This window comes from Microcoleus harperi Pol14_C6 (assembly GCF_036701295.1).
Taxonomy (GTDB): Bacteria; Cyanobacteriota; Cyanobacteriia; order Cyanobacteriales; family Microcoleaceae; genus Microcoleus.
Window position 1 is genome coordinate 201,107 of sequence record NZ_JAUBQN010000002.1, and the last position, 25,421, is coordinate 226,527.

Genomic DNA, 25,421 nt, shown 5'->3' on the forward strand with positions numbered 1-25,421 from the left:
AACGATCGCATCTTTAGCGCGACAGCAATAGAGCCTTCTTCCCTCTTCCCTCTTTCTTCTTCCTTCTTCCTTCTTCCCTCTTCCTTCACTTATTCACTTATTCAAACAACCGAAAATAGGGATATCTAATCGGAACTCCCGGCTCTTTTTCCAAATCAAAATTAATCACTTCCCAACAAGGGTCTTCTTGGGGATCGGGGCTAAAATCCACAGGCAAACCGTACAGCCTCGGTCGTGGCGATTCCGACTGGCCCCGCCAAGGCGTGCTGCGTTCCAAATAAGCGCTGATTAAGTCGCGATAGCGTTGGGCAACGATCACGCGAGTTGCTCGGTAGCCTTGAGTATAGAGTCGATCGAGCGCTTCGTGAATTTCAAACCGAATTCCGTCCGGGTGGGTGTGCTGGCGATACCATTCATTCTCCCAGCGGCGCCAGTGCCGCCCAGACTGAAGGTGAACCAGTTCCCCCGTTTTTGGATCTGCCTCAAATGCCCCGTGACGCGGACACAAATAGGTATCCGTGAGCGTTAGAGCCGGAATTGTTTGGCGACAGTGGGGACACTGAATTTCCGGGCCAAACATCGGGTATTGCAAGGCAACTTCAATCATTTATTTGCGTCCCAGCATATTTTCTCTGCAAAAGTCCCAAATACTTTTATTATATCCCGTATCAACAACCAGCTAATCTGCTTGAAGTATAACGATCGACCAACTAATGAGCAATCTCAACGAATCTCAGTCTGCACTTCCTTCCTATTGGCCCAGACCAGATCTATCCCAAGCGGCTTTTGTCGCTGAAGGTGCTGTTGTGATCGGCAGGGTAGAGGTGGCGGCGGGCGCTAGTATCTGGTACGGGGCGGTGGTGCGGGCGGATGTAGAGCGAATTGCGATCGGCTCAAGTACCAATATCCAAGATGGAGCAATTCTGCACGGCGATCCTGGGAAACCGACTGTTTTGGAAGATTTCGTGACCGTCGGACACCGAGCGGTGATTCACTCAGCTTACATTGAACGGGGCTGCCTGATCGGGATTGGGGCGATCGTCCTCGATGGGGTCAGGGTGGGAACAGGCTCGATCGTCGGTGCAGGGGCTGTTGTCACCAAGGACGTTCCCCCTCACACGCTAGTTGCGGGAGTGCCTGCCAAACGAATGCGGGATGTCTCTGAGGAAGAAGCTGCGGAGTTGGTGGAACACGCTAAGCGTTACGAAAAGTTGGCTTTGGTACACGCGGGGAAAGGTTCTGATTTGGGGTTTGGTGAGTTGATAGAATAAGATTTTAAGCAAAAAACTATTAGTTTCCAATGGCTTACACCGCGCAAAAAATCCTAACTTTTGAAACATTCCTCGATCGATATTGTGACAACTTTCGCTACGAGCTCGCTGACGGAGAATTAATTGACATGGAACCAACAGGCCCGCACGAAACCGTCAGCGGTAAACTAGCGACTCAAATTGGCATCGCCATCGCATCCGAAAAACTACCCTGGTTCATTCCCCGCACTTGTTTGATCCGTCCATTTTCAGATGCAGCTACTGCCCGCCGTCCTGATATTGTCGTATTAGATGAAACTGCTATTGTCAGCGAACCTCTGTGGGAAAGAGAACCTGTGATTACGCTGGGGCGATCTGTTAAATTGGTGGTAGAAGTAGTCAGCACTAATTGGGAAACAGATTACGCCCGAAAAGTTGAAGAATATGCTCTGTTAGGAATTCCCGAATATTGGATAGTTGATTATCGCGGATTGGGCGGCGTGGCTTTTATCGGTAAACCAAAACAACCTACTATCACCGTTTGCCAACTGATTGACCAAGATTACACCCAGCAGCAATTTCGCCTCGGTCAAGCGATTATTTCTCCTCTGTTAAAAAGCTTGCAACTTCGCCTGGATGATATTCTGCCCCGTTAGGCGATCACCCAACCGATTTGGGATTTGAGATTTGAGATTTGAGATTGGATAATTTATGAAGCCGGCCGCCCTAAACCCAATTGCTTTACCTCAACAATCAACAGTCAACAATAGTCGGAAATATCGGGATTAGTTCGCACAATAAAAGTTTAAACTTAAATAAAAAAAATTGTCAAGTCTCGATCGAGCGCTAAGATTAATCACATGAATAACGATCGCACATCTACTCCAAACATCCCCCCACACACCTGGAAACGTCCCATCGGCCTGGGTTGGGAGAATCCCTATACAGTCCGCTACGCAAGCAATCTCGACGACGGGCCCTGGCACGGAATGCCTCTGGGCGGGTTCGGTGCCGGCTGCATCGGGCGATCGTCCCGCGGCGACTTCAACCTCTGGCACATTGACGGCGGCGAGCACATTTTTCGCAGTTTGCCCGCTTGTCAGTTCAGCGTTTTTGAAGAAACTCAAGGCAAGAAACAAGCTTTTGCACTCTCTACAGAACCGCCTACCGATGGTAGTTTATCTAGTTGGAAATGGTATCCTTGCGAAGGAAGAAGGAAGAAGGAAGAAGGAAGAAGGGAAGAAGAAGAAAGAACCGGGGAAGAGTGTAATTCTTCGGGAAGTTATCATGCTTTGTATCCGCGCAGTTGGTTTGTTTATGAAAATGTGTTTGAGGCTAAATTAAGCTGCGAGCAATTTTCGCCAATTTTGCCTAACAATTATCAGGAAAGCAGTTACCCAGTTGCTATGTTTGAATGGGTAGCGCACAATCCTACAGATGCGCCGATTACTCTCAGCATCATGCTGACTTGGGAGAATATTGTCGGTTGGTTTACTAATGCCAATAAGTCGCCGAAAGTGATGGTGCGAGATGATGGTAGTCCATTTTATGACTATCAACCCAGGTGGGGAGAAAGTGCCGGAAATTTGAATTTGTTGGTGGAAGATTTTCACCGGATCGGTTGCGTGATGACGCGGTTGACTGCTGAGGACGAACCGCAAGAGGGGGATGGACAATGGGCGATCGCAACTATTACTAATCCGGCGGTAGAAGTATTCTATCAAACTCGCTGGAACCCGGCGGGGAACGGTGATGATATTTGGCGCAACTTTTCTGCTGAAGGTTTCTTGTTGGATGACAAAGACGAGACAGCCGCAGCAGCAGGAGAACAGTTGGCTTGTGCGATCGCAGTTCGCTTTACTATTCGACCGGGAAAAACTCGCAAAATTCCCTTTATTATAGCTTGGGATTTGCCCGTTACTGAGTTTGCATCGGGAGTTTGGTATTACCGCCGCTATACAGATTTCTTCGGCCGCAACGGCAAAAATGCTTGGCCGATTATTCGCACTGCAATGAAGCATTCCGATACTTGGCGCGAAAATATTGAAGCTTGGCAAAAACCGATTTTAGAACGGAAAGATTTGTCAGATAGTTTTAAAATGGCGCTGTTTAACGAGTTGTACGCCCTGACTGACGGCGGTACTATTTGGAGTGCGGCTGACGAACGCGATCCCAAGGGTCAATTTGCGGTTTTGGAGTGCCTTGATTACCGCTGGTACGAAAGTTTGGACGTGCGGCTTTACGGTTCTTTTGCTTTGTTGATGCTGTGGCCGGATTTGGAAAAGTCGGTGGTTTTAGCGTTCGCTAGGGCAATTTCTGCCGGAGACGATACGCCGAGAATTATTGGCTGGAATCAAGCTTCTGCTATTAGAAAAGCTGTCGGGGCGACGCCGCACGATTTGGGTGCTCCTAACGAACATCCTTGGGAGAAAACCAATTATACTAGCTATCAAGATTGCAATTTGTGGAAGGATTTGCCTTGCGATTTTGTGTTGCAGGTTTATCGTGACTTTTTGTTGACTGGCGGCACAGATTCTGAGTTTTTGAAAGAGTGTTGGCCGGCAATTGTTGAGGCTTTAGCTTATCTCAAAACTTTTGATGAGGATGGGGACGGAATTCCGGAGAATTCGGGAGCACCGGATCAGACGTTTGATGACTGGCAAATGCGGGGGATAAGTGCGTATTGCGGGGGTTTGTGGTTGGCGGCGCTGGAGGCTGCGATCGCGATCGGCGAAATCTTGGAAGATGCAGCACCGGAGATAATTCCTAACCCTCAAGCAAAGATTGCATTATATCACAGTTGGCTGATACAAGCAAGACCGAGCTATCAAGAAAAACTGTGGAACGGTCAATATTACCGTTTGGACAGCGAGAGTAATTCCGAAGTGGTGATGGCTGACCAACTGTGCGGTCAATTTTACGCGAAGCTGTTAGGATTGCCGGATATTGTGCCGCCGGAATGTGCAGCCAGTGCTCTAGAAACTGTGTACGAATCTTGCTTTTTGAAGTTCAACGATGGCGAGTTCGGTGCGGCGAATGGGGTGATGCTGAACGGTTCGCCGGAAAATCCCAATGCAACTCATCCTTTGGAAGTTTGGACGGGGATTAATTTTGGGTTGGCAGCTTTTTTGGTACAGATGGGGATGGAGGATAAAGCGTTTAAATTGACGGATGCGGTGGTGAAGCAGATTTATGAAAATGGATTGCAGTTTCGCACGCCGGAAGCGATTACGGCGGGGGGGACTTTTCGGGCGAGTCACTATTTGCGGGCGATGGCGATTTGGGCAATTTACGGAGTGTTGACCAAATTTAAATAGGGAAAAAGGTAGATAGCAATCCTTGCAGGAGTTGTAAATTTTTTACCCCACCCCCACCCTCCCCGAACCCCCTGGGAGTCCGTAATAAATTCACAAATGATGCCAGGATTGCTATATTAGCTGGTGAATCCCACTTAAATTTAAAAAAATTAAGCCTTTACCCCCATTTTTAGCAAGGAAAACGGTTAATTTAACTATCACTAAAATTGACCGTAAAAACTTTTCCGCTTCGAGGAAGACATTAACGTTTCATGATCTAATTTCAGAGTTGCTAAAATTTGAGCATGAAAAATCCCGGAGATGCGAGGGGTATCGAACTCGGCTATAAATGAGGGAGACAAAGGGTATGAGGCAATTGTTGACACCAATGCAGTCCGCACGTTGCCCGTATATAATTTGGAGCGATCGACAATTTCAAGATAAAATATAAAAATGTCAAATCCCTTACTTTCCCTCAACTACGAACCCGCCCTCGAATCCCTCGGCGGCGACTATTTTGATGAAGTCCCTGCTGCCGATTTTCCGCAGCACATTCTCCGCTTCCGCAATGACCAATTATTGCCGACATTAGGTTTAGATCCCGCACAAGTAACCGACCAACATTTCATCGAAGCGTTTGGCAAATTTCATTGTGTCCGTCCCTTTCTCGCACTGCGTTACCACGGCTATCAATTCAACGAATACAACCCGAATTTAGGTGACGGTAGAGGATTTTTGTACGGCCAAGTTCGCGGCACTGACGGCAGACTTTACGACTTCGGCACTAAAGGTTCGGGCCGCACGCCCTACTCGCGGCACGCTGATGGTAGACTCACTCTCAAAGGGGGAATTCGCGAAGTTTTAGCAGCCGAAGCTTTGCACCGATTGGGAGTTCGGACATCTCGGTGTTTTAGTTTAGTTGAAACGGGCGAGGCTTTGTGGCGGGGCGACGAACCATCACCCACGCGATCGTCCGTAATGGTGCGTTTCAGTCATTCTCACATCCGGTTTGGAACTTTTGAAAGATTGCACTATATCCGCAGACCGGATTTAACTAAAAAACTTTTAGATTTTGTTATTGAATATTACTATCCAGAACTGCATTTAGAAGCAAGCAATGCTGGTTTTTCGCCGCAGGAAAAGTATGCGCTATTTTATGCAGATTTAGTCCAGCGAGTAGCCGAATTAGTCGCTCAGTGGATGGCAGCAGGATTTTGCCACGCTGTGCTGAATACTGATAATATGTCGATTACTGGAGAAAGTTTCGATTACGGGCCTTTCGCTTTTATCCCAACTTACAAGCCGGAATTTACCGCAGCTTATTTCGACCATTACGGTCTTTATTGTTACGGCAATCAACCCTTTATTTGTAAGGGGAATTTAGAGAAGCTCCAGCAACCGCTAGCAGCAGCGATTCCTCAAGCTGATATGGATGCTGCTTTGGAAAAGTTTGGCGAGTATTATAATGCAGCTTATCGGCAGTTGATGCTAAATAGATTGGGATTTGAGCATTTGCCAGAGGCGGAGGGAGATGAGTTGTTGAAGGTGACAATTAAAATGCTGGCGGAGTCTCAAGTAGGCTATCACGATTTCTTTTTTGAACTGCGAAGACAGTTCGATCGCACTTGGCGAGATGATGCTAGTCTAATTTTTGCTGAGGCGGAACCGGCGGACTTGATAGCGCCTTGGCGGCAGTTTTATTATCACGTTTTGCAAAGTTTGTCTGCGGATGATATGGATAAAATGGCGGACAGGCTGCTCCGGCACAATCCCGAACAATCCCTGTTGAGACCGACGATTGAGGCTGTTTGGGAAGCCATAGCTATTGAGGATAATTGGGAACCGTTTTATGAGTTGGTTAAACGACTTCAAGACCCAGAAAATTGATTGATAATAGCTGGATTAATAGCTCTCCGGGGCGGGTTCACCTGCATTTTTTCTTGGTATTAAAGATTAGCGTGACCCAGCCCCGGAGCCATCTGAGATTATAAAAATCTGCCACATAAGAAATATAACACCCAGAAATAATGACTAATGACCAATGACCAATGACTAATGACTAATGACTACTTGAGCTTTTCAATCTCAAATTGTGCATCTTTGTAACCGCCAGTAAGTCCTTGATCTAGAAACATTTTGCCGGCTTTTTCTAAATCGCTAATTGCTCCTGCTTTGTCTCCCAAGGAGCGGCGAACTATGCCTCTACCGTAGTAAGCAGCAGCATAATTCGGACTGATCCGAATAGCTTGCACGTAATCGGCGATCGCACTATTGTAATTCTTTAACTCCTGATAAATCTTAGCCCGATTGGCGTAAGCTTCAGCATTGTTGGGATTGAACCCGATTGCTGCTGTAAAATCTGCGATCGCTCCCTGCGCGTCACCCCCTGCGCTGCGAGCTAAAGCACGATTGTTATAAGCATTATAATCATTCGGATTCACTTTCAGTGCTTGAGTGCAATCGGCAATTGCTTTCGGATAATCCTTCAAATTTAAATAAGCAATGCAGCGATTGTTGTAAGGAACCCCATCCTCATCGCTCAGCGAAATTGCCTGAGTGCAATCGTCAATTGCCGCTTGATGCGCTCCCAAATTCAACTGCGTACTGCAACGATTAGCGTAAGCATCTGCACTCTTCGGATCGATCGCAATTACCTGAGAATAATCCGCCAAAGATCCCTGATAATCTCCTAGGTGAAAGCGAGCTCTCCCCCGACTGTAAAAAGCATCAACATTCTTAGCATCAAGTTTAATTGCCTCAGTATAATCTCCAATCCCGCCCTGCAAATCGCCGCTTCCAGCACGAGCCAACCCCCGCGAATGATAAGCTTTAACAAGGTTCGGCTGCAACCGAATTACTTCGGTAAAATCCTGAATAGCCATCTTGTAGTCTTGCAGCTCTAAATAAGTAACTCCTCTTTCATAATATGTATCAGCATCCTTGGGCTGGAGATTCAAAGCCTGAGTGTAATCCTCAATCGCCCCGCGCTTGTCGTTAAAATCGTGACGGGCTAGCCCGCGGTTAAAATAAGCCTGAACATATTTAGGATTGAGAGCGATAGCTTGAGAATAATCCGCAATAGCTTCTTGATATTTTTTTAAATCATAATTAGCATTACCGCGCTGGTAAAAACTCTCAGCATTTTTAGGATTCAATTGAATTGACTTATTAAAAGCCTGTAAAGCTGCCTCCGCATCTTTATTGCGAGACTTTTCTACTCCCTGTTCGTAATATTCCTTAGCTTTAATCGGATTCGGGCGGCTCCAATAACTAAACAGAAATATCAGAACTATTGCCGCCCCGACGCCTGCCAAAATCAGCAACCAAAATCGACTTCCCAAACGTGAATAAAAACGCTCAGAAGACAATAAGCTGGGAGCCATAGTTTTCTTGTTAGCCGTATTCACAGGCTCTTGGCGGTGTCTCAACTTGCTGAGAGCTACCAAAACTTCCTCTGCAGATTGATAGCGCTTGGCAAATTGGTGACAAACCATTTTGTCAATTATATTTGCTAATCCCACTGAACATTGAGATCGGTTTCGCCAAACAATTTCCCCCGTATGAGAAGGACTCGGATCTTGCAATTTTGGCAAATCCGTACCGGGTAAACCAGTGATAGCTTGGACTGCCATCATCCCGACTGCATAGAGGTCACTGCTAAATTGCGGGTTGCCTTGAAATTGTTCGATCGGCATATAAGCGGGAGTTCCCGTAGCAATGGTGCGCGGAAATTCTGTATCGTAGTCACTGACGTGACTCGCAACTTCTTTAACCGAACCGAAGTCAATTAAAACTAATTTGCCGTCTGGTTTGCGACGGATTAAGTTGGAAGGATTAACATCGCGGTGAATCACTCCCTGAGAGTGTACAAAGGCGAGAACTTGTAACACTTCTTGCAACAGATCCAGCACACGTTCTTCTCGCCAAGGTTGACCGGCTACAATTTCCCTATTTAGGGCGTGTCCGGGGACAAACTCTTCGACGAGGTAGAACTGATTGGCTTCTTCAAAATAAGCTAGTAAAAATGGAATTTGATCGTGTTTTCCCAGCTTTTCTAATATTTCTGCTTCTTGTTTAAATAAGCGGTAAGCGGTTTTGAGAACTGTGGAAGTGTTGCTGGGAGGGCGCAGTTGTTTGACTACACATTGAGGGTGGCCCGGTCGGCGAGTATCGACAGCTAAATAAGTTTGTCCAAAAGCTCCTGAACTGAGAATTTGCACTACGCGATAACGCCTGTCTAAAAGTTGACCAACCATGTTCATATCTATAAGTGAGAATTGGTAACGGGGAGGTGGTAATTTGGAATTGGTAACGGGGAGTTGGTAACGAGAAGTTGGCAATTGGGAATTGGTAATTGGGTCTTTTTGTTTCTTCCTTCTTCCTTCTTCCTTCTCCCTTTTTTCTTCTTTTTTTAACATCTGAATGGTGACTAATATTTTATTTAGGGTCGTTGATTTGTGCTTGTGCGTTTTGGAAACCATCGGCTCTTCCTTGTTCTAGAAAGAGGGTTGCAGCTTTCTGAAAATCCTCGATCGCCCCGGTACGGTCTTTGAGTTGGCGGCGGACGAGGCCTCGGCTGTAAAAAGCGCTAGCATTGTTGGGGTTGAGCCGCAGCGAGTGAGCGAAATCCTCAACCGCTAAAGGGTAATTTTTTAGTTCTGAGTAAATAGTACCGCGATTGCTGTAAGCTACTGCATCGCTGGGATTGAGTCGAATTGCTTGAGTAAAATCTTCTAAAGCTCCCTGCTTGTCTCCCGAAGCCGATCGAGCTAACCCTCGATTGCTGTATGCTTTGGCATTGTTGCCGTTGAGCCCGATCGTCAAACTGCAATCTTCGCTGGCCTTTTGAAATTGTTTTAAATTCAGGTAAGCAATGCAGCGGTTGTTGTAAGCTGCTTCATCTTTTGGAGCGAGGCGAATTCCTTCGGTGCAATCTGCAATCGCTTTGTCGTAGGTGGCCAAATTCAAGTAAGCGCTGCACCGATTGGTATAAGCATCAGCGAGATCTGGTTGCAATTCGATCGCCTTAGTATAATCTTCCATCGCTCCTTGATAATCTGCCAGATTAAACCGCGCTCGACCGCGACTGTAGTATACGCCAGCTTGTTTGGGGCTAATTTGAAGGGCTTTAGTAAAATCTGCCATTGCTCCTGTTTTGTCGCCTGCAGCCGATCGAGCTAAACCCCGATTGCTGTAAGCTGTAGCATCGTTGGGACTGAGCCGAATTGCTTGAGTGTAGTCTTCAATTGCCGTGCGGTAGTCGCCCAAATCGTAGTAGGCTAAACCCCGCTGAGAGTATGCCTCACCGTCGCTGGGATTGAGTCGCACTACTTGGGTGAAATCTTCCACTGCCCCCCGCTTGTCCCCGATGTCGAGGCGGGCCATACCTCGATTGTAGAGAGCTTTGGTGTGGTTAGGATTGACTTTAATTGCTTGCGTGTAATCCTGTATTGCTTGCTCAGTTGCGCCCATGTCGTAGCGAGCGTTTGCCCGCTTGTAGTAAGTTTCCGCGTCGCTGGCATTCAGGGCGATCGCTTGAGTATAATCGGCGATCGCGCCTGTTGTGTCACCTTGCTGCGCCTTGGTAACGCCGCGGGCTAACAATTCTTTTGCCCTCGCGGGACTTTGACTCTGCCACAAGTAAATTATCAGTGCCGTGAGGATTAAAGCTGCCGCTGTTGCAGCCAAAAGCAGCAGTTTGGTTTGGCTTTGTCTTCGCGGTTGACTCATAGCGTGCGTGATGATAGTGGCTGGCGGCGGCTCAACCTCAAATTTTACGGCGATTTGTTTGAGGTCTGCTAAAACTTCGGCGGCCTCCTGATAGCGTTCCTCGCAGTCGGGGCGCACCATTCGATCGATAATATCTGCTAGGGCAGGTGAACAAGTTGCCCGGTTTCGCCAGGGAATTTGGCTTTTGTTGCTTTTTAAGGCACTCAATTCGTTGGGTGAGAGTCCCGTCACGGCAAGCTGAGCGATCGTACCTAGAGCGTAAATGTCGCTATTGTACCGGGGGTTGCCGTTCAATTGCTCGATCGGCACGTATAACTCCTGGGCCGCCAAATCCTGCTTTTTTGCCTCATGCCCTTTAACAGAATTCGGGGAAGTTTGCGACAACAAATGACAGTTAGCAAGTTCCGGGTTAATTTCTTTGTCTAAGCTAAAGTCTACCAATACAAATTTGCCGTCTGACTCCCGCCGAATCGCTCTGTCTGGTTGAATTCTGCGGTGAATGAAACCTTTCTCGTGTATGAACACCAAAATTTCTAATATTTCTGATAGCAGACCAATTACTTGGTCTTCATCCCAAGGTTGACCGGGTATTAGTTCTTGACTTAAGGGTAATCCTGCAATAAATTCTTCAATTAAGTATAAACTTTGATTTTCCTCAAAATACGCCAATAATTCGGGAATTTTGTCGTGTTTACCCAATTTTTCAATTATTTCTGCGTTTCTTTGAAATATAACTTTGACTAATTCTGGAGTTTGCGAACTTGTGCCGGGTAGCCGCATTTCTCTAACCGTGCATTGCGGATACCCGGGACGGTGAGTATCTGCTGCTAGATAAGTTTTTCCCACCTCACTTGAGTCTGTGACTTTAATGATGCGGTAACGTCTGTCTAGAAGTTGACCAATCATGCTTTGCCCTCTACCCTGTCAATGTTCCATTATCGCATGAAATCAGAATAGCCAAAATATTTGGCTGAGTAATTTAAGTTCGATCGAGCCGTGACTCCCACCCAAAAACGGATAGTTGCTTTCCCACAGGAGTCGTTAGCCTCCCCAAATTTTAGACCTGAGTTGAATATCCCCGATTCATTTGTGGAGTCAATCTAAAATCTAAAATCTCAAATCTCAAATAGACTGACTGAGCAAACGGCTGATGGGAATGGCGAGCCAAGTCCAGCGCTGTAGCCACGCTCTTCTAATATCTTAGAAAAAAAATGCTGAAATTGTTTATCCTCTCAATGAAAACTGTATAATTTAACAACCGGGGCAGAGGTGGCTCAAATGAACGTACAACTGGTTGAATCCCTAATTCAAGTTATCCTGTGTCTCCAAGCCGGCGAGCAATTAGCGATCGCAGGAAAAAGATTAAAAAATCTCCCTTGCCTTTTGACTCAGAAACTCGTACAGCTTACCCAAAAGGCCGGAAATTTATTTTTTTTGAATGACGCACCAGAATTTTATATCTTCGAATACCGAGAAGCAATTGCCTGATACTCAAAAACAGGAGATTGAGAGAACTTTTAAAGGTGTGAACAATAAAAATGTCTGAATCATTAACAAAAGGAGGAACGATCGCTGCGATCGCCACCGCCATAGTTCCCCAACAAGGCAGCGTCGGCATTGTGCGAGTTTCCGGTTCCGCAGCCTTAAAAATTGCCGAAACTCTGTTTTGCGCCCCAGGACGGCAAATGTGGGAGTCTCACCGCATTCTTTACGGCCACATCCGCCGCCCCAAAACTCAAGAATTAGTCGATGAAGCTTTGCTGCTAATCATGAAAGCACCGCGTTCTTTTACTCGCGAAGATGTGGTGGAATTTCACTGTCACGGCGGCATTATGGCGGTGCAGCAAGTCTTGCAGTTGTGTTTGGAAAATGGGGCGAGATTGGCACAGCCGGGAGAGTTTTCACTGCGGGCTTTTTTGAACGGGAGGCTGGATTTAACTCAAGCTGAAAGTATTGCAGATTTGGTGGGAGCAAAATCGCCCGCTGCTGCACAAAGTGCTTTGGCTGGTTTGCAGGGAAAATTAGCGCAGCCAATTCGCCAATTGAGAACAACTTGTTTGGACGTGCTGGCAGAAATTGAGGCGAGAATTGATTTTGAGGAAGATTTGCCGCCTTTAGATGAAGCTAAAACTTCTTGGGAAATAAGTCATGTTTTGGAGGAATTGTCAACAATTTTGGCAACCGCAGATCGTGGAGAATTGTTGAGAACAGGTTTGAAAGTAGCGATTGTCGGGCGGCCGAATGTGGGAAAATCGAGTTTGTTGAATGCGTGGAGTAAGAGCGATCGGGCGATCGTCACGGATTTGCCCGGTACGACGCGGGATGTGGTAGAGTCGCAGCTAGTTGTGGGCGGCATTCCGGTGCAGGTGCTCGATACTGCGGGAATTCGAGAAACCGAAGATAAGGTAGAAAAAATTGGCGTTGAGCGATCGCGCGCAGCAGCAAAACAAGCCGATTTAGTGTTGTTGACAATTGATGCGGAATCTGGTTGGACAGAGGGCGATTCGGAAATTTACGAACAAGTAAAGCACCGCCAGCTAATTATAATTATCAACAAAATCGACCTAGTAAACACCATCCCCGAACTACCTTTACCCCCTGAAGTTCACCCCATAGTTACCGCAGCAGCCGCCCTGGATCGAGGCATAGAAGACTTAGAAACAGCAATTTTAGATGCCGTCAGCGGGGGAAATTTGCAAGCAGCCAACTCAGACTTAGCAATCAACCAGCGGCAAGCAGCAGCCTTAACCAAAGCTAAAATTTCTCTGGAACAATGCACGGATACTATTAGCAACAAATTGCCTTTAGATTTCTGGACAATAGATTTGCGCGGGGCAATTCAAGCATTGGGGGAAGTTACGGGCGAAGAAGTGACCGAATCAGTGCTCGACAGAATATTTAGCAGGTTTTGCATTGGTAAATAGTCATAAAAAAAGAGTAAATTAAATAGGTAAGCTGTCTCGCATTTAAGTTGTATTTTTAGGGCGGGCGTCCCGCCCACCCCACAATAATTGCACTCTTTGTGGAACAGGCATCTTGCCTGTTCTTGAGAATGGTTTAAGATGTTAATTTCATCAAACTTGACTGTAAAATTTAGATGCGCCTGGGCTTAGTGAAGCAATACTACTGACAAACAACAACTAAGTCATTCTCACGATCGAGGTCTACCCAGACTTGTAATATAAAGCACAGCTTCACCTGCGGGAATACCGAGAACGTCATTGACGCGATCGTCAAAAAAGCCCCCGATACCGCTGACACCCAAACGCAGTTGCATAGCTGCTAAATTCAACCGCTGGCCCAAATGACCCGCGTCCATGTGCAAATAGCGGTAAACTCGATCGCCATATTTTGCTACAGCCCTGTTCAAATCCGCCGTGTGAAATAACAGCGCCCCCGCATCTCTGCCCAAGTCTTGCCCCAAACACAAAAAATGCAACTCCCGGCGGAAATTTTTAAACCGAATTTGCCGCAATTCTTGAGCTTTCGGAGCGTAATAGTAACAGCCTTCTTCTAACCCATTCACTCCCGAAACAGCAATAAAAGTCTCGATTAAACTTAGATCGAAATAGTCTGGAGAACCGTCTAATCCTTGGTCGATATAGTGCTGGGGCTGGTAAGTAAAATCGAGCATAGCTAGCAGTTCGCCCAAGCTCAAAGAAGCACCTGTATAAGCACGGGTAGAACGTCTTTTTAGCATAGTATTTTCTAAACTTTCCAGGTTCACTCCCCAAGGAATCGAAGGAGTGACCGTCGAAACTTTAGTACAAAATGGAAAGTTATATTTATCCTCTAATTCCCCTTCACTTTCCTCAAGTTTCCAGCCGTCTGCTCCGGTAGGGTCTGAGTCTAAATGCGTGGCTTTGTGGAGGTATTTTAACAGTTGACCGTCGGAAATTTTAGGGTAATCTGTGGTGGTGTTTCCGGGCAAAGCTGTTTTAAATTTAGGCAAGTTTTGGTCAATATCTAGCAAGTCGGCTAAAGCAACTACACAAATAGCTCCTTCTTGCTCCGAGTCAATGTACAGTAATTCATTGACAGCTTCATCGGCGAATCCTCCAATCAGGTGAGGTCGGTAATCGTTAACGGCGCAAGCTAACTCGATATTGCTCAATAAATGACCGGTGTCTAGAAAAATTCGCCTATAAGCTCGGTCTTCGTAACGCCAAGAAGAACGGAAAAAAACAGTGGTAATGGCGATCGCCAATTGGGTATTTTCTAGCGCTGGCGACTGGAAACAAGCTGCTTGCAATGATGGCCAAACTTGACTGTCCCAAAAATGAACAAGTGAATGAGTTCTGCACTGATAGTTGTAGAGTCCGGCCGGCAACTGGGCAGTGCCGCGGGAGATTAAATAAACCTCTGCTGGGTAGAGTCCACCCGCCGACGGTGCAGATCGCAAATACAGATAGCTGTCGTCTACCGTCTGCACTTTCGCCGTCAACCCGTAGCTGCACAGCAACAAGCTAGATAACCGATGCCACCAAGCGGCATCGGACTCGGCATCGGCATCCTCCGAGGGGTCTTTTAGATAAGGCTTGAGGTCAAAATACGCTCCAATTTTATATTCTTTGAAAGGCACAGGTTGCTCTGTCCAATCTAGCTGTTTACTTTTAGCAGCAATGGTTTCAGGGTCGTATTTTGTCCGTTCGTGGTAGTGCTGAGCAATGGAGAGAGGATGTTCTGGCATATTTCAGTAGAGGATTCGCTTTGGTTTCTAGATCGATCTTGACATTACTAACCGTTTACTGGTCGAGCAAGGCAGAAATTTACAAATATAAAAAAAATCTTAGAAAAAATGCGACTGTTGTTACACAAGCTTAACATAATAAGAGACATAAGTATAAATACGCAGAATAATAACCATTAATTACTGTTATGGATTGGCTGCAGTAGCTGTCGTCATGAGGAATGAAAATGCAAAAGCTAAGCGCTGAGGAATTGCTTGCTCAGTATGCTGAGGGCCAGCGAAACTTTAACGCCGTTGACTTAAGTGAACATAACTTGTTTCAAGCAGATTTAACAGAAATAAATCTTTCTGGTAGCGTTCTGAGGCGAGCTTATTTGCCCTACGGAAATTTGACTCAAGCCAATCTTTATAAAACTGATTTGCAAGATGCTGAATTGGGCGACATTCAACTTTATCAAGCTAACTTGTCGGAAGCAACTTTATCAAGAGCAAACTTATCAAGAGCAAATTTGCGTCACGCCAATTTGCAAGGTGCTAATTTGCAGAAAGCCAATTTGCAAGGTGCGGATTTGTACAATGCAGATTTGACAAATGCCGATTTGAGATATGCGGATTTGAGCCGAGCTAATTTGGAGAAAGCAAAGTTAAGCAAAGCTCAATTAGCGGGCTGCAACTTATTTCGATCGCGCTTGGTTGATTTGTCGGAAGCGGAGTGCGATCGCACGACTATCGGACCCGAAGGCTATTGATGATTTGCAGGGCTGCGGGCGATCGGCTTAATTGGTCGTGAAGCGTCGCTATCCCGTAGGGAATCGCCCTTTTTTACATTTCTTAACATCTATCGACACAGCGGAAAATGTGAGTTACAGTTGTAAAAAAATTATCGCTCCGCAACATTGACAATAAATAACACACTTTGCCACCGGCCAACCGGGTAAAATTTATGAATTCTCCCGACGAAAAAGCCAGAGAACTCCGGCACAAAGAACAAGAACTGCGGAAGCGCGAACAAGAAATTCGGCTCCGCGAACTAGAATCCGAAATCGATCGCTCCGTGCCAGAACATCTAACTAGCAAGTACCAAGAACCAGACAGCCAAGTTAACGGCAAACTCAAACAGTGGCGCCGAAAAATTATAGCAGCAGCTCAATTTACAGGCATTGTCATTGCTGTTGTTGTAGCAGTTCGCATAGCATCTTGGCTGGCAGCCGCCCTGATAGTGGGAGGCATTGCTTTGATAGCTTACAAAATGTTTATTGAAGAAGACAGAAGTTGAAAAGCCCAAGCCGGGAAATATTAGGAAATACCCATGAACCTTAAAGTAGAAACTAGCAACTTTCTAAATGATTTAGAGCGGGTAGCCGCCGTCCGCCGAGAAATTGCCGCTCGCCTCAGCAACATCGCGACAGCCATCAACCTATCAGAATTAGCAGCAGGAGAAGCATCTGGAAAACTCGGTTTAGAAACAGACAACGCTGATATCAATGTCGCCAGTAAAAAATTGCGTCAAGGAGTTTTTCGGCTGCTAGTGCTAGGCGACATGAAACGCGGAAAAAGCACTTTTCTCAATGCGTTAATCGGCGAAAACTTACTGCCCAGCGACGTAAATCCCTGTACAGCTTTACTGACGATTTTGCGCTACGGTTCAGAAAAAAAAGTCACCGTTTATTTCAATGACGGCAAAAGCCCCAAACAGCTAGATTTTAAAAGTTTTAAACAGAACTATACAATTGACCCCGCTGAGGCAAAACGCTTAGAAGAAGAAAAGAAACCAGCATTTCCAGATATCGATTGTGCCGTAGTAGAATATCCCTTACCTTTGCTGGAAAAAGGCATAGAAATAGTAGACAGTCCCGGACTGAACGATACAGAAGCCCGCAACGAATTATCTCTCGGTTATATCAACAACTGCCACGCTATTTTGTTTGTACTCAGGGCAACTCAGCCTTGCACAATGGGTGAAAGACGCTATCTAGAAAATTACATCAAAAATCGCGGATTGAGCATTTTCTTTCTGATTAATGCTTGGGATCAAGTGCGAGAAAGTTTGATTGACCCGGATGATCCTGAAGAATTGGCAGAAGCCGAAGGGAAACTGCGGCGGGTTTTTCAAGCTAATTTGGCTGAATATTGTTTAACAGAAGGGCACGATATTTACGACGAGCGAGTGTTTGCAATTTCCTCAATTAAGGCACTCAGGTTGCGGATGAAAAACCCGGATGCGGATTTGGCAGGAACTGGTTTTCCCGAGTTTATGGCCGCACTGAATACGTTTTTAACCCAGGAAAGGGCGATTTCGGAATTGCGTCCGGCGAGGACTTTGGCGCGTCAAATTTCTGCTCGCGTCCGCGAAGCTGTTGGACGCCGTTTACCATTACTCGATCGCGATGTCAATGAGTTGAAGGAAAAGATTAATTCAGTTGAGCCGGAGTTTAAAAAGCTGACTCACATTCGCGATGAATTTCAACAAGAAATTATCGAAGTTAGAGATAGTAAATCGCGGGCGATCGCAGATTCTTTCCGCGCCTACGTTCTCAACTTAGAAAATACCTTTGAAACAGACTTTTTGCGGTATCAACCGGAGCTGAGATTTCTGGATTTCTTCAGCCAAGGCAAGCGAGAAGCCTTTGAATCATCGCTAAAACGAGCATTAGAGCAGTACATCAACGACAAATTAGCAGCTTGGACTCTCACAGCAGAACAAGAGATGAATTCCGCATTTTCGCAGCTATCTAAAAGTGCGGCAAATTACGGGGCATCTTACACGAAAGTGACAGAAAAAATCACAGAAAAACTGACTGGGCAAAAAATACCAGCAGCAGTCAGCAACTCCAACGAAGATAACTCGCCCGCTTGGGCAAAATGGGCGATGGGATTGTTCTCTTTAACGACCGGAAATCTGGCGGGCGTAGCAATGGCAGGAGCGGGTTTTGATTGGAAAAATATCCTGCTTAATTTAATCACTGTGTTAAGCGTTAGTACAATTCTTGCTAGTTTGACGGGGATTGTTTTGGGACCGTTGTACTTGGCTTTATTGGGGATGGGTGTTGGGTTTTTGCAAGCAGACGGAGCTCGCAAAGAGTTGGTGAAAGCCGCGAAAAAAGAGCTGGTGAAATATCTGCCGCAGGTGGCTCAAGAGCAGTGGCAACCGATTCACGATGCTGTGAAAGAGTGCTTTGATGTTTACGGGCGGGAAGTGGGCGATCGCATGAATGCGGATATTAATTCTCGGAAAGCTGAGTTAGATAATTTGCTGGAACAAAAGGAATCTCGCGAGATTAATTGTCAGGCTGAATCTGAGCGGTTGAAAAAATTGGAGGCTGATGTTTCTGCCGAGTCGCAGAGTATTGAATCGCTATATCAAGCTTTCCTAGCATCCGCTAAATGAAATAAAACAGCAATATGCAACAACCCGAAATTTATCAAAACCTGACCGACTATCTCAAATCAGCACTCGGTATTCTCGAACTTGACAAAAACTCCCAACTGTATCGAGATACCACCTCAATTTGCGACTATCTCGCCAAACCAACTTTTCAAATTGCTGTCTTTGGCCCGTTTAATTACGGCAAGTCAACTTTGCTCAATGCTTTGCTGGGAAATCGTGCTTTGCCGATCGACCTTGTGCCCACTACCGGTGCTGCCATTTATGTCAACTATGGCGAGGAATTGCGCGCAAAAATTACCCTGAAAGACGGCACGGAAGTTAGCGAAGCGGGGACTGATGTTTTGAAACGCTACGCCATCCTTGACGACGCGAGACAAATGCGGGATGATGTGGCCGCTGTTAATGTTTACTGTCCCCATCCATTTCTGCAAACGGGTGTGGAATTGCTGGATTTGCCGGGAACCAATGATCGGGAAGAACAGGATAATTTGGTTCGGGATAAATTGCTAACGGCTGATTTGGTTGTGCAGGTTTTAGATGCTCGCAAATTGATGACTTTAGGGGAACGGGAGAACTTGAGAGATTGGTTGAGCGATCGCCACATCAACACTGTCGTCTTTGTTGCCAATTTTCTCAATCTACTCGAGCCAGACGACCAAAAACAAGTTTACAATCGGTTGTTGTTTGTTGCCGAAAGTTTTCGCTCGAACTTGCCGAACAATATTAGCAATATCTACCGCGTCGATGCTTTACCGGCTTTGAGGGCGAGGCTGAAAGGAGATGTGGCTGCAGCCCAAACTACAGGAATTGCGATGTTTGAATCGGCTTTGCAAAGTATTGTAGCTGCTCAACAGGAACAACTAGCAGTTAAGTTGCCCAGAATTGAAGCTATAGCTACTAAAATGTGCCAATCTCTCCGAGCCAAATCTGAAAATGTCGCCGCAGAAATAGCCGCAGCTCAACAAAAGCACAAGCACAGAATTGAAATTAAACAAAAAGCAGAAAAATTGATATCAAAAGGCTTTCAAGCCAGCGTTTCCGATTTCGAGATTTGGCTTTACCAGCCCACACTGTTGCAGCGGTATCAATCGGAAATGGCGCTGTCGCTTCAGGAAGGGAGTTTTGATGCGTGGAAGCTAAAATTTCAGCGAGAGGCGTTACATCAGCAGCAAACCATCGCAGAATGGGTAAATAAAGCTTGCGAATTCTTTGAGAAAGAACAGCCGATCGCACTTTTGATTTCGTTTCCTCCATCCCCGCAAGTCAGTTTACCGGAGCCGCCACCACCTCCCGCTCAAAAGTCGAACGACAGTGAAGTGGCTCCTGTGGCGATCGCAACAGGTTTAGGTTGGCTGCTGGGCGGGCCTGTGGGAGCAGCAGTAGTCGGCGGTGCTAGCTATATTTTGAATAAAAGAACTGGGTATGAAAAGCCGCCTGAATCGTCAGAAGCTTATCTAAATCAAGTAACGGAAATTTGCAGCGAGGCTGCTAAAAACTACCTCGCTCGCTTCAGCACCGATACTTTTTCCATGGTGCAACACTACAAGGAAATCGCCGGAAAAGTTATCTGTTTTCAAGACAGCAAAGAGCCGCTACAGACAAATATTCAGCAATACCAGATACAGTTAATCAATAATTTGTTAGAAAATATCGAATCCTGCCTTCAAATGACCAAATCTGTAATTAACGGCAAATGATCCGAACCGAAATTAGGGCTAGTATTAATTTTGAGAATACCAATTTATTGGCTGAGCAGAAAGCGAGTGCTGGGAATATAAATCAGCAGCATAAACGTTTGTCAAGTCGGTAAAAAATGAGATGTTGCACCATTATTGCACGGGAGAGATCACCATCGCTTTGGAAGCTGTGTCGGGCTAACTTCCACACGGACTATATAACCACAAGTTACACTAGACATCGTGCAAAATTCTATGTTTCTATGTGTTTTAAACACTTTGCATTAGGGCTTTTGTATTCCCGAACACATGGAGACTTAGCAGTGATTTATTCCTTTAGACAGTTGGATAACTCAAGCACCTCCGACCAAGGTTAGAGAAAAAATTGCTTCTAGCTCTTTAGGATTATTTCTGTGACCTACTTTGATAGAGGTTTTTTGCATCTGTTCCTCTAATACTGTGAGTAAGTCCTAGTTATTTCTTAAAGGAGACATTTATGGGTATCAGCAGACGCGATTTGTTAAAAGTAACTTCTGCTTCGGGTTTGGTTGCAGCAGGACTCGCTGCTTCCGAAGGGTTTTTCAAACCTTTGTTAGCTCAAGATGAACCGACCCAAGCCACTTCTCAAAGTGAAGTTGCCCAAGGTCAGACTCAAAGCGGCCAGATGAGTTACAGGACGCTGGGACGCACGGGAGAGCGAGTGTCTGCCATTGGCTTGGGGGGACACCATATCGGACGGCTTCGAGAGGAGCAAGAAAGTATTAAGCTCATTCGCAGTGCGATCGACCGCGGCATCAATTTCATGGACAATTCCTGGGACTATCACAACGGGCGCAGCCACCGCTGGATGGGTGCAGCGCTCAAGGATGGCTACCGACAAAAGGTTTTTTTGATGACCAAGATCGACGGTCGCACCAAGGGTGCTGCCATGATGCAGATTGACGAGTCGTTGAAGGCGTTGCAGACCGATCGCATCGACCTGATGCAGCATCATGAAGTTATTCGGATGGAAGACCCCGATCGCATCTTTGCTCCCGGCGGGGCAATGGAGGCTCTGGTGGAAGCGCAGAAAGCGGGCAAGATTCGCTACATCGGGTTTACGGGACACAAAGACCCTTTAGTTCACCTGCGAATGCTGGAACTTGCCGCTCAAAACAATTTTCGTTTCGACGCGGTACAGATGCCGCTGAATGTGATGGATGGTCATTTTAGAAGTTTTGAGCAACAAGTTCTACCCGTGTTGGTGAAGAACCAAATCGGTGTATTGGGGATGAAATCTATGGGCGACTCGTACGTGCTTAGAAGCAATACTGTCACCCCGATCGAATGTCTCCACTATGCGATGAATCTGCCTACTTCAGTTGTGATTACTGGCATTGATAGCATGCAACTCCTCGATCAAGCGTTTGAGGCCGCTCGCACGTTTAAGCCGATGGATCGAGCACAAGTTGCCGCGATGATGAATCGCACTCGCGAGGCGGCGGCAAAAGGGCAATACGAACTGTATAAAACTAGCAACCAATTTGACAGTACCGCAATGAACCCATCGTGGCTAGGATAAGTGCTTTTGTATTCATCAGCACATCTAGACTTGAGGCCGAGCAAACGCAGCCTAGTGGCGAGCACTTGGGAAATCTTCCCCAATTTTTTTCGCATCTGGCTGCGATCGGGGCTGCCTAAAATTTAGATAAAGCACTACAAAGTTTATGAATAAGGCTCCTATCCAAGTGCAAAAAATCCGAGCCATTGGATTGACTGTGACAGATGCCGATCGCTCCAAGAATTTCTATACGAAAGCCCTCTCGTTTGAACCTGTTTCGGATATTACGGTTGAAGGGCAAAATTACAGCTATCTCGAAGGCGTTGATGGGGCAAAAATCCGCATTGTTACTTTGCAGCTTGGAAATGAACTGATTGAGCTGATGGAGTATCTTAACGTTGAGGGAAAACCCATCCCAAAAGACTCCCAAAGTAATGATTTGTGGTTTCAACACCTGGCAATTGTGGTCAGTGACATCGATCGCGCCTATGCACACCTGTGTTCTTTTCCCATTGACCCCATCTCCACTGAACCGCAGACAATACCGCCTGAAAATAAAGAAGCTGCTGGCGTGCGAGCTTTTAAATTTAAAGACATTGACGGCCACAATTTAGAGCTAATTTGGTTTCCTCCCGACAAAGGACAAGACAAGTGGCATCAAAAGCGCGATCGCTCCTTTTTAGGAATCGATCACAGCGCGATCGCGATTAGCAACACCGAGCAAAGTCTCAAGTTTTACCGCGACTTACTGGGAATGCAAGTTGATGGAGGCAGCCTCAACCAAGGGGAAACGCAAGTTCGCCTCGATAATTTGCCAGAAGCTAAAGTCAAAATTACCGCACTACGACCGATTCAAGGCGGTTTAGGAATTGAACTATTAGACTATCTAGTTACTCCAAAAGGCCGCCCCATACCGAGGGATTGGAAAAGTTGCGATATTGCCCATATGCAAGTGGAACTAATTGTTAACGATCTCGAGCAACTATTGGAAAAGTTGCGACAAAATGGGGTTGAGTTTGTCTCGCCTGGACTTGTGCATTTCTCAGATAATTCCAGTTCTTATCGCCAATGTTTTCTGGTCAAAGATCCTAACGGACACGCAATCTTACTGACATCCCAAGTAGCCAATTATGGCACTTATAATCACGACTGACAAATTAGATTTTTTCCCAAATTTTCTGAACTTGAGCCCCTAAATATCTGTCTTGTCTTTGTTATCTCCTAACATTTGCATCAATTTTCTAGCGACGACAAGACCGACTACTGCACCGCCGACCCATTTAATAACCTCCCCAGTTTGAATCGGGTGCAACTGCTGCTCAAAAATTTCATCTTTTAACCATTCCCTTGTTACTTTAAAATTATGAATTGGAGTAGGTAATAACTCTAAATAAGTACCTTGGCGGATTAAGTGACCGACTTCGCCGGCAACTTCAAAGCTATTGTAAATGTTAGCCACGCTTTCTTCTATCCCAAGTTTGAGCAGCGTTCCTCGCAGGTTAACTTCAGCAGGTTTTAGGCTATTTCCTAAAGCGAGAGCTTTCAAATTGTGAGCAATTGCAGCTCCCTGCTGATAAGCAACTTGAGCGGTGGCAGGTAAAGAATTGCCTTGAACTGTTGCACAATCACCGGCTGCAAAAACTTCTGGAAAATCTAGCAGTTGTAGTGTAGCGTTCACTAAAGGATTGCCGTGTTTGTCTCGGCTTTCCTCAGAAATTGCTAAACCTTTAATAAGCGAGTTAATGTTAGTCCCTGTCGTCCAAATTACTGTTGATGTAGGTAAGGTTTCTCTCTGTTCGTGGCGCTGATATTCAACTTCGTTGACGCGAATAGCAGTCGCTTTTGCCTCCATCATAAATTCTACGGGTACAGTGCGCTTTTGCAGAGCATTTTTCGCAGTTTCGCGGAGGTGACTATTAATATCGTTGTCAAGAATTTCCTTGCCGTGATTGAGTAAAACGACCCGTACTTCTGCTGAATTGCCACCCATTGCAGCAAACCAATTAGGTAGTAAATCGCCTAATGTACCTGCCATTTCCACACCGGAAGCTCCAGCACCTACTACGGTGACTGTCAGGAATTTGCGACGCTGTTCTGCATCTGGAATCTGAAGAGCTTGCTGGAAGCAATCGCGTAGGTGTTTATCAATGGCGATCGCATCTTCTCCGGTACGGAAAGGGAACGCATTTTCTTGAGCTCCCTCTATACCAAAATATCCTGTAACGCTGCCTAAAGCTAAAACTAAATTGCTGTAATTGTAAGAATCCCCTGATGTTACTTTCACTTCGCGCTCGTGCAAATCAATGGATTGAACGGCATCTTTAACAAAGATGACACCGCTACCTTTTAGCAATTCATCATAGCGCGGCCAAACTTCTTCTGCACCCATCTCCCCGCTAAAATATTCATAAAGTAACGGCTTAAAGCAAAAGCGATCCTCTTTTTCTATCAAAATTACAGAACGGGGATAGTGTTGATGGCTCAAGTGCAAAGCTGTAAATAGCCCCGCAAAGCCGCCACCTACAATTACAGTTTGATAGATTGTGTTGTTCATAATACTGTTCGTTAAGCTTGATAATTCTTGACGTAATAAAATTGTAGTTTCGGTAAAAACGGAGGAATCTGTTAACCAATTTAGTGCTTTTAAAACAAAATTTTTCCGCCTGACAAGCTGTTTTATAAAGTCGGATAAAAACCGTCTTTTGACAGAAAATTTTTATTTTAACACCCTTACTATTTATTCCTCAATTATACAAAAAGGCAACTAAATTATAACTAATTTTAACGTAGAGGTAATGATTATTCAGAAGCATCTGTCTTAAGAAAGAGATAAATTTAACAAATATACTTCTTAAGATAGAAATATATTTTTTTGCCAAATGACTAGACGGTATAATTAGCAAGAGTTTGAACTAAATAAATGTATATTAGCTACATTGGTCACAACTTTGACACAAACTTGTTATCAACTTGACAAGTAAAATCTCTAGAAGTGTAAAATAAATAAAAAAAATGACGGAGAAAAAATTATGAGCTTTTCCCCTGAGCTTCTGAAAGGCCAAAAAGCTCTCGTAACGGGCGCAAGTTCTGGTATCGGCGAAGCGATCGCTCGTTCTCTAGCTGCTGCCGGTGCATCTGTTGCAGTCAATTACCACTCGGAAGCTGAAGCGGCGCAGAAAATTGTGGCCGACATTAAAGCTGCGGGCACAGAAGCGATCGCTCTTGGTGCCGATGTCAGCAAAGAAGATGAAGTTAAAACTATGTTCAGCCAGATGTTCAAGGAATTTGGTACGATCGACATCTTGGTTAATAACGCAGGTCTGCAAAAAGATTCGTCCTTAGTAGATATGACAATCGATCACTGGAACATGGTGATTGGAGTGAACCTAACGGGACAGTTTTTATGTGCCCGCGAAGCTGCCAAAGAATTTATGCGGCGGGGCGTACAACCCCATATTTCATCGGCTGCTGGGAAAATTATTTGCATGAGTTCAGTACATGAGGTAATTCCTTGGGCGGGTCACGTCAACTATGCTGCTAGTAAAGGCGGTATTAATATGATGATGCGGAGTATGGCTCAAGAACTCGCACCCCATAGAATCCGAGTCAATAGTATTGCGCCAGGGGCTATCAAAACCCCCATCAATAAATCAGCATGGGAGACGCCAGAAGCCGAAGCAAAGTTATTAAAACTGATTCCTTACGGTCGAGTAGGGGAAGTAGAAGATATCGCTAAAACTGCTGTTTGGCTGGCTTCTGATGACTCGGATTATGTTTGCGGTGCGACGTTGTTTGTGGATGGCGGGATGACATTGTATCCAGGCTTTGCCACAGGTGGCTAATCGAGATTC

At 45.7% G+C, this 25,421-nt stretch carries 18 protein-coding genes; 13 read left to right on the forward strand and 5 right to left on the reverse strand.

Annotated features, from left to right (window positions below):
• Positions 1–97 precede the first annotated feature (97 nt).
• Positions 98–607 (reverse strand): TIGR02652 family protein, encoded by a 510-nt coding sequence (locus tag QUA27_RS02550; protein WP_006631343.1) that lies wholly within the window; start codon positions 605–607, stop codon positions 98–100.
• Positions 608–713: 106 nt separating this feature from the next.
• Between QUA27_RS02550 and QUA27_RS02555 the strand changes: the two genes are divergently transcribed.
• The 4 genes from QUA27_RS02555 to QUA27_RS02570 all read left to right on the forward strand — a co-directional run bounded on the left by QUA27_RS02555 (position 714) and on the right by QUA27_RS02570 (position 6,433).
• Positions 714–1,271 carry a gamma carbonic anhydrase family protein gene (locus QUA27_RS02555; protein ID WP_333066147.1) on the forward strand — a complete coding sequence of 186 codons (558 nt, stop codon included), beginning with the start codon at positions 714–716 and terminating at the stop codon, positions 1,269–1,271.
• A 29-nt stretch (positions 1,272–1,300) separates the two neighbouring features.
• The gene (locus QUA27_RS02560; protein ID WP_333066148.1) at positions 1,301–1,906 is read left to right on the forward strand and encodes a Uma2 family endonuclease; all 606 of its coding nucleotides are present in this window, start codon (positions 1,301–1,303) and stop codon (positions 1,904–1,906) included.
• Positions 1,907–2,110: 204 nt separating this feature from the next.
• Entirely contained in the window at positions 2,111–4,567 is a 2,457-nt protein-coding gene (locus QUA27_RS02565) for a GH116 family glycosyl hydrolase (RefSeq protein WP_333066149.1), read from the forward strand.
• A gap of 432 nt (positions 4,568–4,999) precedes the next feature.
• Positions 5,000–6,433 (forward strand): protein adenylyltransferase SelO, encoded by a 1,434-nt coding sequence (locus tag QUA27_RS02570; protein ID WP_333066150.1) that lies wholly within the window; start codon positions 5,000–5,002, stop codon positions 6,431–6,433.
• 179 nt (positions 6,434–6,612) lie between these two features.
• Here QUA27_RS02570 and QUA27_RS02575 read toward each other — a convergent pair whose 3' ends face one another.
• Both QUA27_RS02575 and QUA27_RS02580 read right to left on the reverse strand, forming a co-directional pair.
• Positions 6,613–9,027 (reverse strand): tetratricopeptide repeat protein, encoded by a 2,415-nt coding sequence (locus tag QUA27_RS02575; protein ID WP_333066151.1) that lies wholly within the window; start codon positions 9,025–9,027, stop codon positions 6,613–6,615.
• Positions 8,984–11,182 (reverse strand): tetratricopeptide repeat protein, encoded by a 2,199-nt coding sequence (locus tag QUA27_RS02580; RefSeq protein ID WP_333066153.1) that lies wholly within the window; start codon positions 11,180–11,182, stop codon positions 8,984–8,986. The genes QUA27_RS02575 and QUA27_RS02580 overlap by 44 nt, the downstream gene beginning before the upstream one ends.
• A gap of 372 nt (positions 11,183–11,554) precedes the next feature.
• Between QUA27_RS02580 and QUA27_RS02585 the strand changes: the two genes are divergently transcribed.
• Together QUA27_RS02585 and mnmE are read left to right on the forward strand one after the other, a co-directional pair.
• A complete protein-coding gene (locus tag QUA27_RS02585; protein WP_333066155.1) occupies positions 11,555–11,764 on the forward strand; it encodes a hypothetical protein in 210 nt (69 codons plus the stop codon).
• A 50-nt stretch (positions 11,765–11,814) separates the two neighbouring features.
• Positions 11,815–13,200 carry a tRNA uridine-5-carboxymethylaminomethyl(34) synthesis GTPase MnmE gene (gene mnmE / locus QUA27_RS02590; RefSeq protein ID WP_333066156.1) on the forward strand — a complete coding sequence of 462 codons (1,386 nt, stop codon included), beginning with the start codon at positions 11,815–11,817 and terminating at the stop codon, positions 13,198–13,200.
• 227 nt (positions 13,201–13,427) lie between these two features.
• On the opposite strand, the gene QUA27_RS02595 is transcribed toward mnmE, so the two are convergent.
• On the reverse strand, positions 13,428–14,966 hold the full coding sequence (locus QUA27_RS02595; protein WP_333066157.1) for a SagB/ThcOx family dehydrogenase: 1,539 nt from the start codon (positions 14,964–14,966) through the stop codon (positions 13,428–13,430).
• 227 nt (positions 14,967–15,193) lie between these two features.
• Between QUA27_RS02595 and QUA27_RS02600 the strand changes: the two genes are divergently transcribed.
• The 6 genes from QUA27_RS02600 to QUA27_RS02625 all read left to right on the forward strand — a co-directional run bounded on the left by QUA27_RS02600 (position 15,194) and on the right by QUA27_RS02625 (position 22,723).
• On the forward strand, positions 15,194–15,715 hold the full coding sequence (locus QUA27_RS02600; RefSeq protein ID WP_333040082.1) for a pentapeptide repeat-containing protein: 522 nt from the start codon (positions 15,194–15,196) through the stop codon (positions 15,713–15,715).
• Between the two features lie 194 nt (positions 15,716–15,909).
• Positions 15,910–16,242 carry a hypothetical protein gene (locus tag QUA27_RS02605; protein ID WP_333066158.1) on the forward strand — a complete coding sequence of 111 codons (333 nt, stop codon included), beginning with the start codon at positions 15,910–15,912 and terminating at the stop codon, positions 16,240–16,242.
• A 33-nt stretch (positions 16,243–16,275) separates the two neighbouring features.
• Positions 16,276–18,354, forward strand: a complete 2,079-nt coding sequence (locus QUA27_RS02610; protein WP_333066159.1) for a dynamin family protein — start codon at positions 16,276–16,278, stop codon at positions 18,352–18,354.
• Between the two features lie 14 nt (positions 18,355–18,368).
• Positions 18,369–20,051: a dynamin family protein gene (locus QUA27_RS02615; protein WP_333066160.1), complete on the forward strand. Its 1,683-nt coding sequence runs from the start codon at positions 18,369–18,371 to the stop codon at positions 20,049–20,051.
• A 475-nt stretch (positions 20,052–20,526) separates the two neighbouring features.
• Positions 20,527–21,591, forward strand: a complete 1,065-nt coding sequence (locus QUA27_RS02620) for an aldo/keto reductase (protein ID WP_333066161.1) — start codon at positions 20,527–20,529, stop codon at positions 21,589–21,591.
• Between the two features lie 145 nt (positions 21,592–21,736).
• A complete protein-coding gene (locus tag QUA27_RS02625; protein WP_333066162.1) occupies positions 21,737–22,723 on the forward strand; it encodes a VOC family protein in 987 nt (328 codons plus the stop codon).
• Between the two features lie 39 nt (positions 22,724–22,762).
• Here the strand turns inward: QUA27_RS02625 and QUA27_RS02630 are convergent, their stop codons facing one another.
• Positions 22,763–24,124: an NAD(P)/FAD-dependent oxidoreductase gene (locus tag QUA27_RS02630; RefSeq protein WP_333066164.1), complete on the reverse strand. Its 1,362-nt coding sequence runs from the start codon at positions 24,122–24,124 to the stop codon at positions 22,763–22,765.
• A gap of 475 nt (positions 24,125–24,599) precedes the next feature.
• Between QUA27_RS02630 and QUA27_RS02635 the strand changes: the two genes are divergently transcribed.
• A complete protein-coding gene (locus QUA27_RS02635; protein WP_333066165.1) occupies positions 24,600–25,412 on the forward strand; it encodes an SDR family oxidoreductase in 813 nt (270 codons plus the stop codon).
• The last annotated feature ends 9 nt before the right edge of the window (positions 25,413–25,421 follow it).

Coding starts and splice junctions, on each gene's coding strand:
- QUA27_RS02550 (WP_006631343.1), bottom strand. CDS start 607: ATGATTGAAGTTGCCTTGCAATACCCGATGTTTGGCCCGGAAATTCAG.
- QUA27_RS02555 (WP_333066147.1), top strand. CDS start 714: ATGAGCAATCTCAACGAATCTCAGTCTGCACTTCCTTCCTATTGGCCC.
- QUA27_RS02560 (WP_333066148.1), top strand. CDS start 1,301: ATGGCTTACACCGCGCAAAAAATCCTAACTTTTGAAACATTCCTCGAT.
- QUA27_RS02565 (WP_333066149.1), top strand. CDS start 2,111: ATGAATAACGATCGCACATCTACTCCAAACATCCCCCCACACACCTGG.
- QUA27_RS02570 (WP_333066150.1), top strand. CDS start 5,000: ATGTCAAATCCCTTACTTTCCCTCAACTACGAACCCGCCCTCGAATCC.
- QUA27_RS02575 (WP_333066151.1), bottom strand. CDS start 9,027: ATGGTTTCCAAAACGCACAAGCACAAATCAACGACCCTAAATAAAATA.
- QUA27_RS02580 (WP_333066153.1), bottom strand. CDS start 11,182: ATGATTGGTCAACTTCTAGACAGACGTTACCGCATCATTAAAGTCACA.
- QUA27_RS02585 (WP_333066155.1), top strand. CDS start 11,555: ATGAACGTACAACTGGTTGAATCCCTAATTCAAGTTATCCTGTGTCTC.
- mnmE (WP_333066156.1), top strand. CDS start 11,815: ATGTCTGAATCATTAACAAAAGGAGGAACGATCGCTGCGATCGCCACC.
- QUA27_RS02595 (WP_333066157.1), bottom strand. CDS start 14,966: ATGCCAGAACATCCTCTCTCCATTGCTCAGCACTACCACGAACGGACA.
- QUA27_RS02600 (WP_333040082.1), top strand. CDS start 15,194: ATGCAAAAGCTAAGCGCTGAGGAATTGCTTGCTCAGTATGCTGAGGGC.
- QUA27_RS02605 (WP_333066158.1), top strand. CDS start 15,910: ATGAATTCTCCCGACGAAAAAGCCAGAGAACTCCGGCACAAAGAACAA.
- QUA27_RS02610 (WP_333066159.1), top strand. CDS start 16,276: ATGAACCTTAAAGTAGAAACTAGCAACTTTCTAAATGATTTAGAGCGG.
- QUA27_RS02615 (WP_333066160.1), top strand. CDS start 18,369: ATGCAACAACCCGAAATTTATCAAAACCTGACCGACTATCTCAAATCA.
- QUA27_RS02620 (WP_333066161.1), top strand. CDS start 20,527: ATGGGTATCAGCAGACGCGATTTGTTAAAAGTAACTTCTGCTTCGGGT.
- QUA27_RS02625 (WP_333066162.1), top strand. CDS start 21,737: ATGAATAAGGCTCCTATCCAAGTGCAAAAAATCCGAGCCATTGGATTG.
- QUA27_RS02630 (WP_333066164.1), bottom strand. CDS start 24,124: ATGAACAACACAATCTATCAAACTGTAATTGTAGGTGGCGGCTTTGCG.
- QUA27_RS02635 (WP_333066165.1), top strand. CDS start 24,600: ATGAGCTTTTCCCCTGAGCTTCTGAAAGGCCAAAAAGCTCTCGTAACG.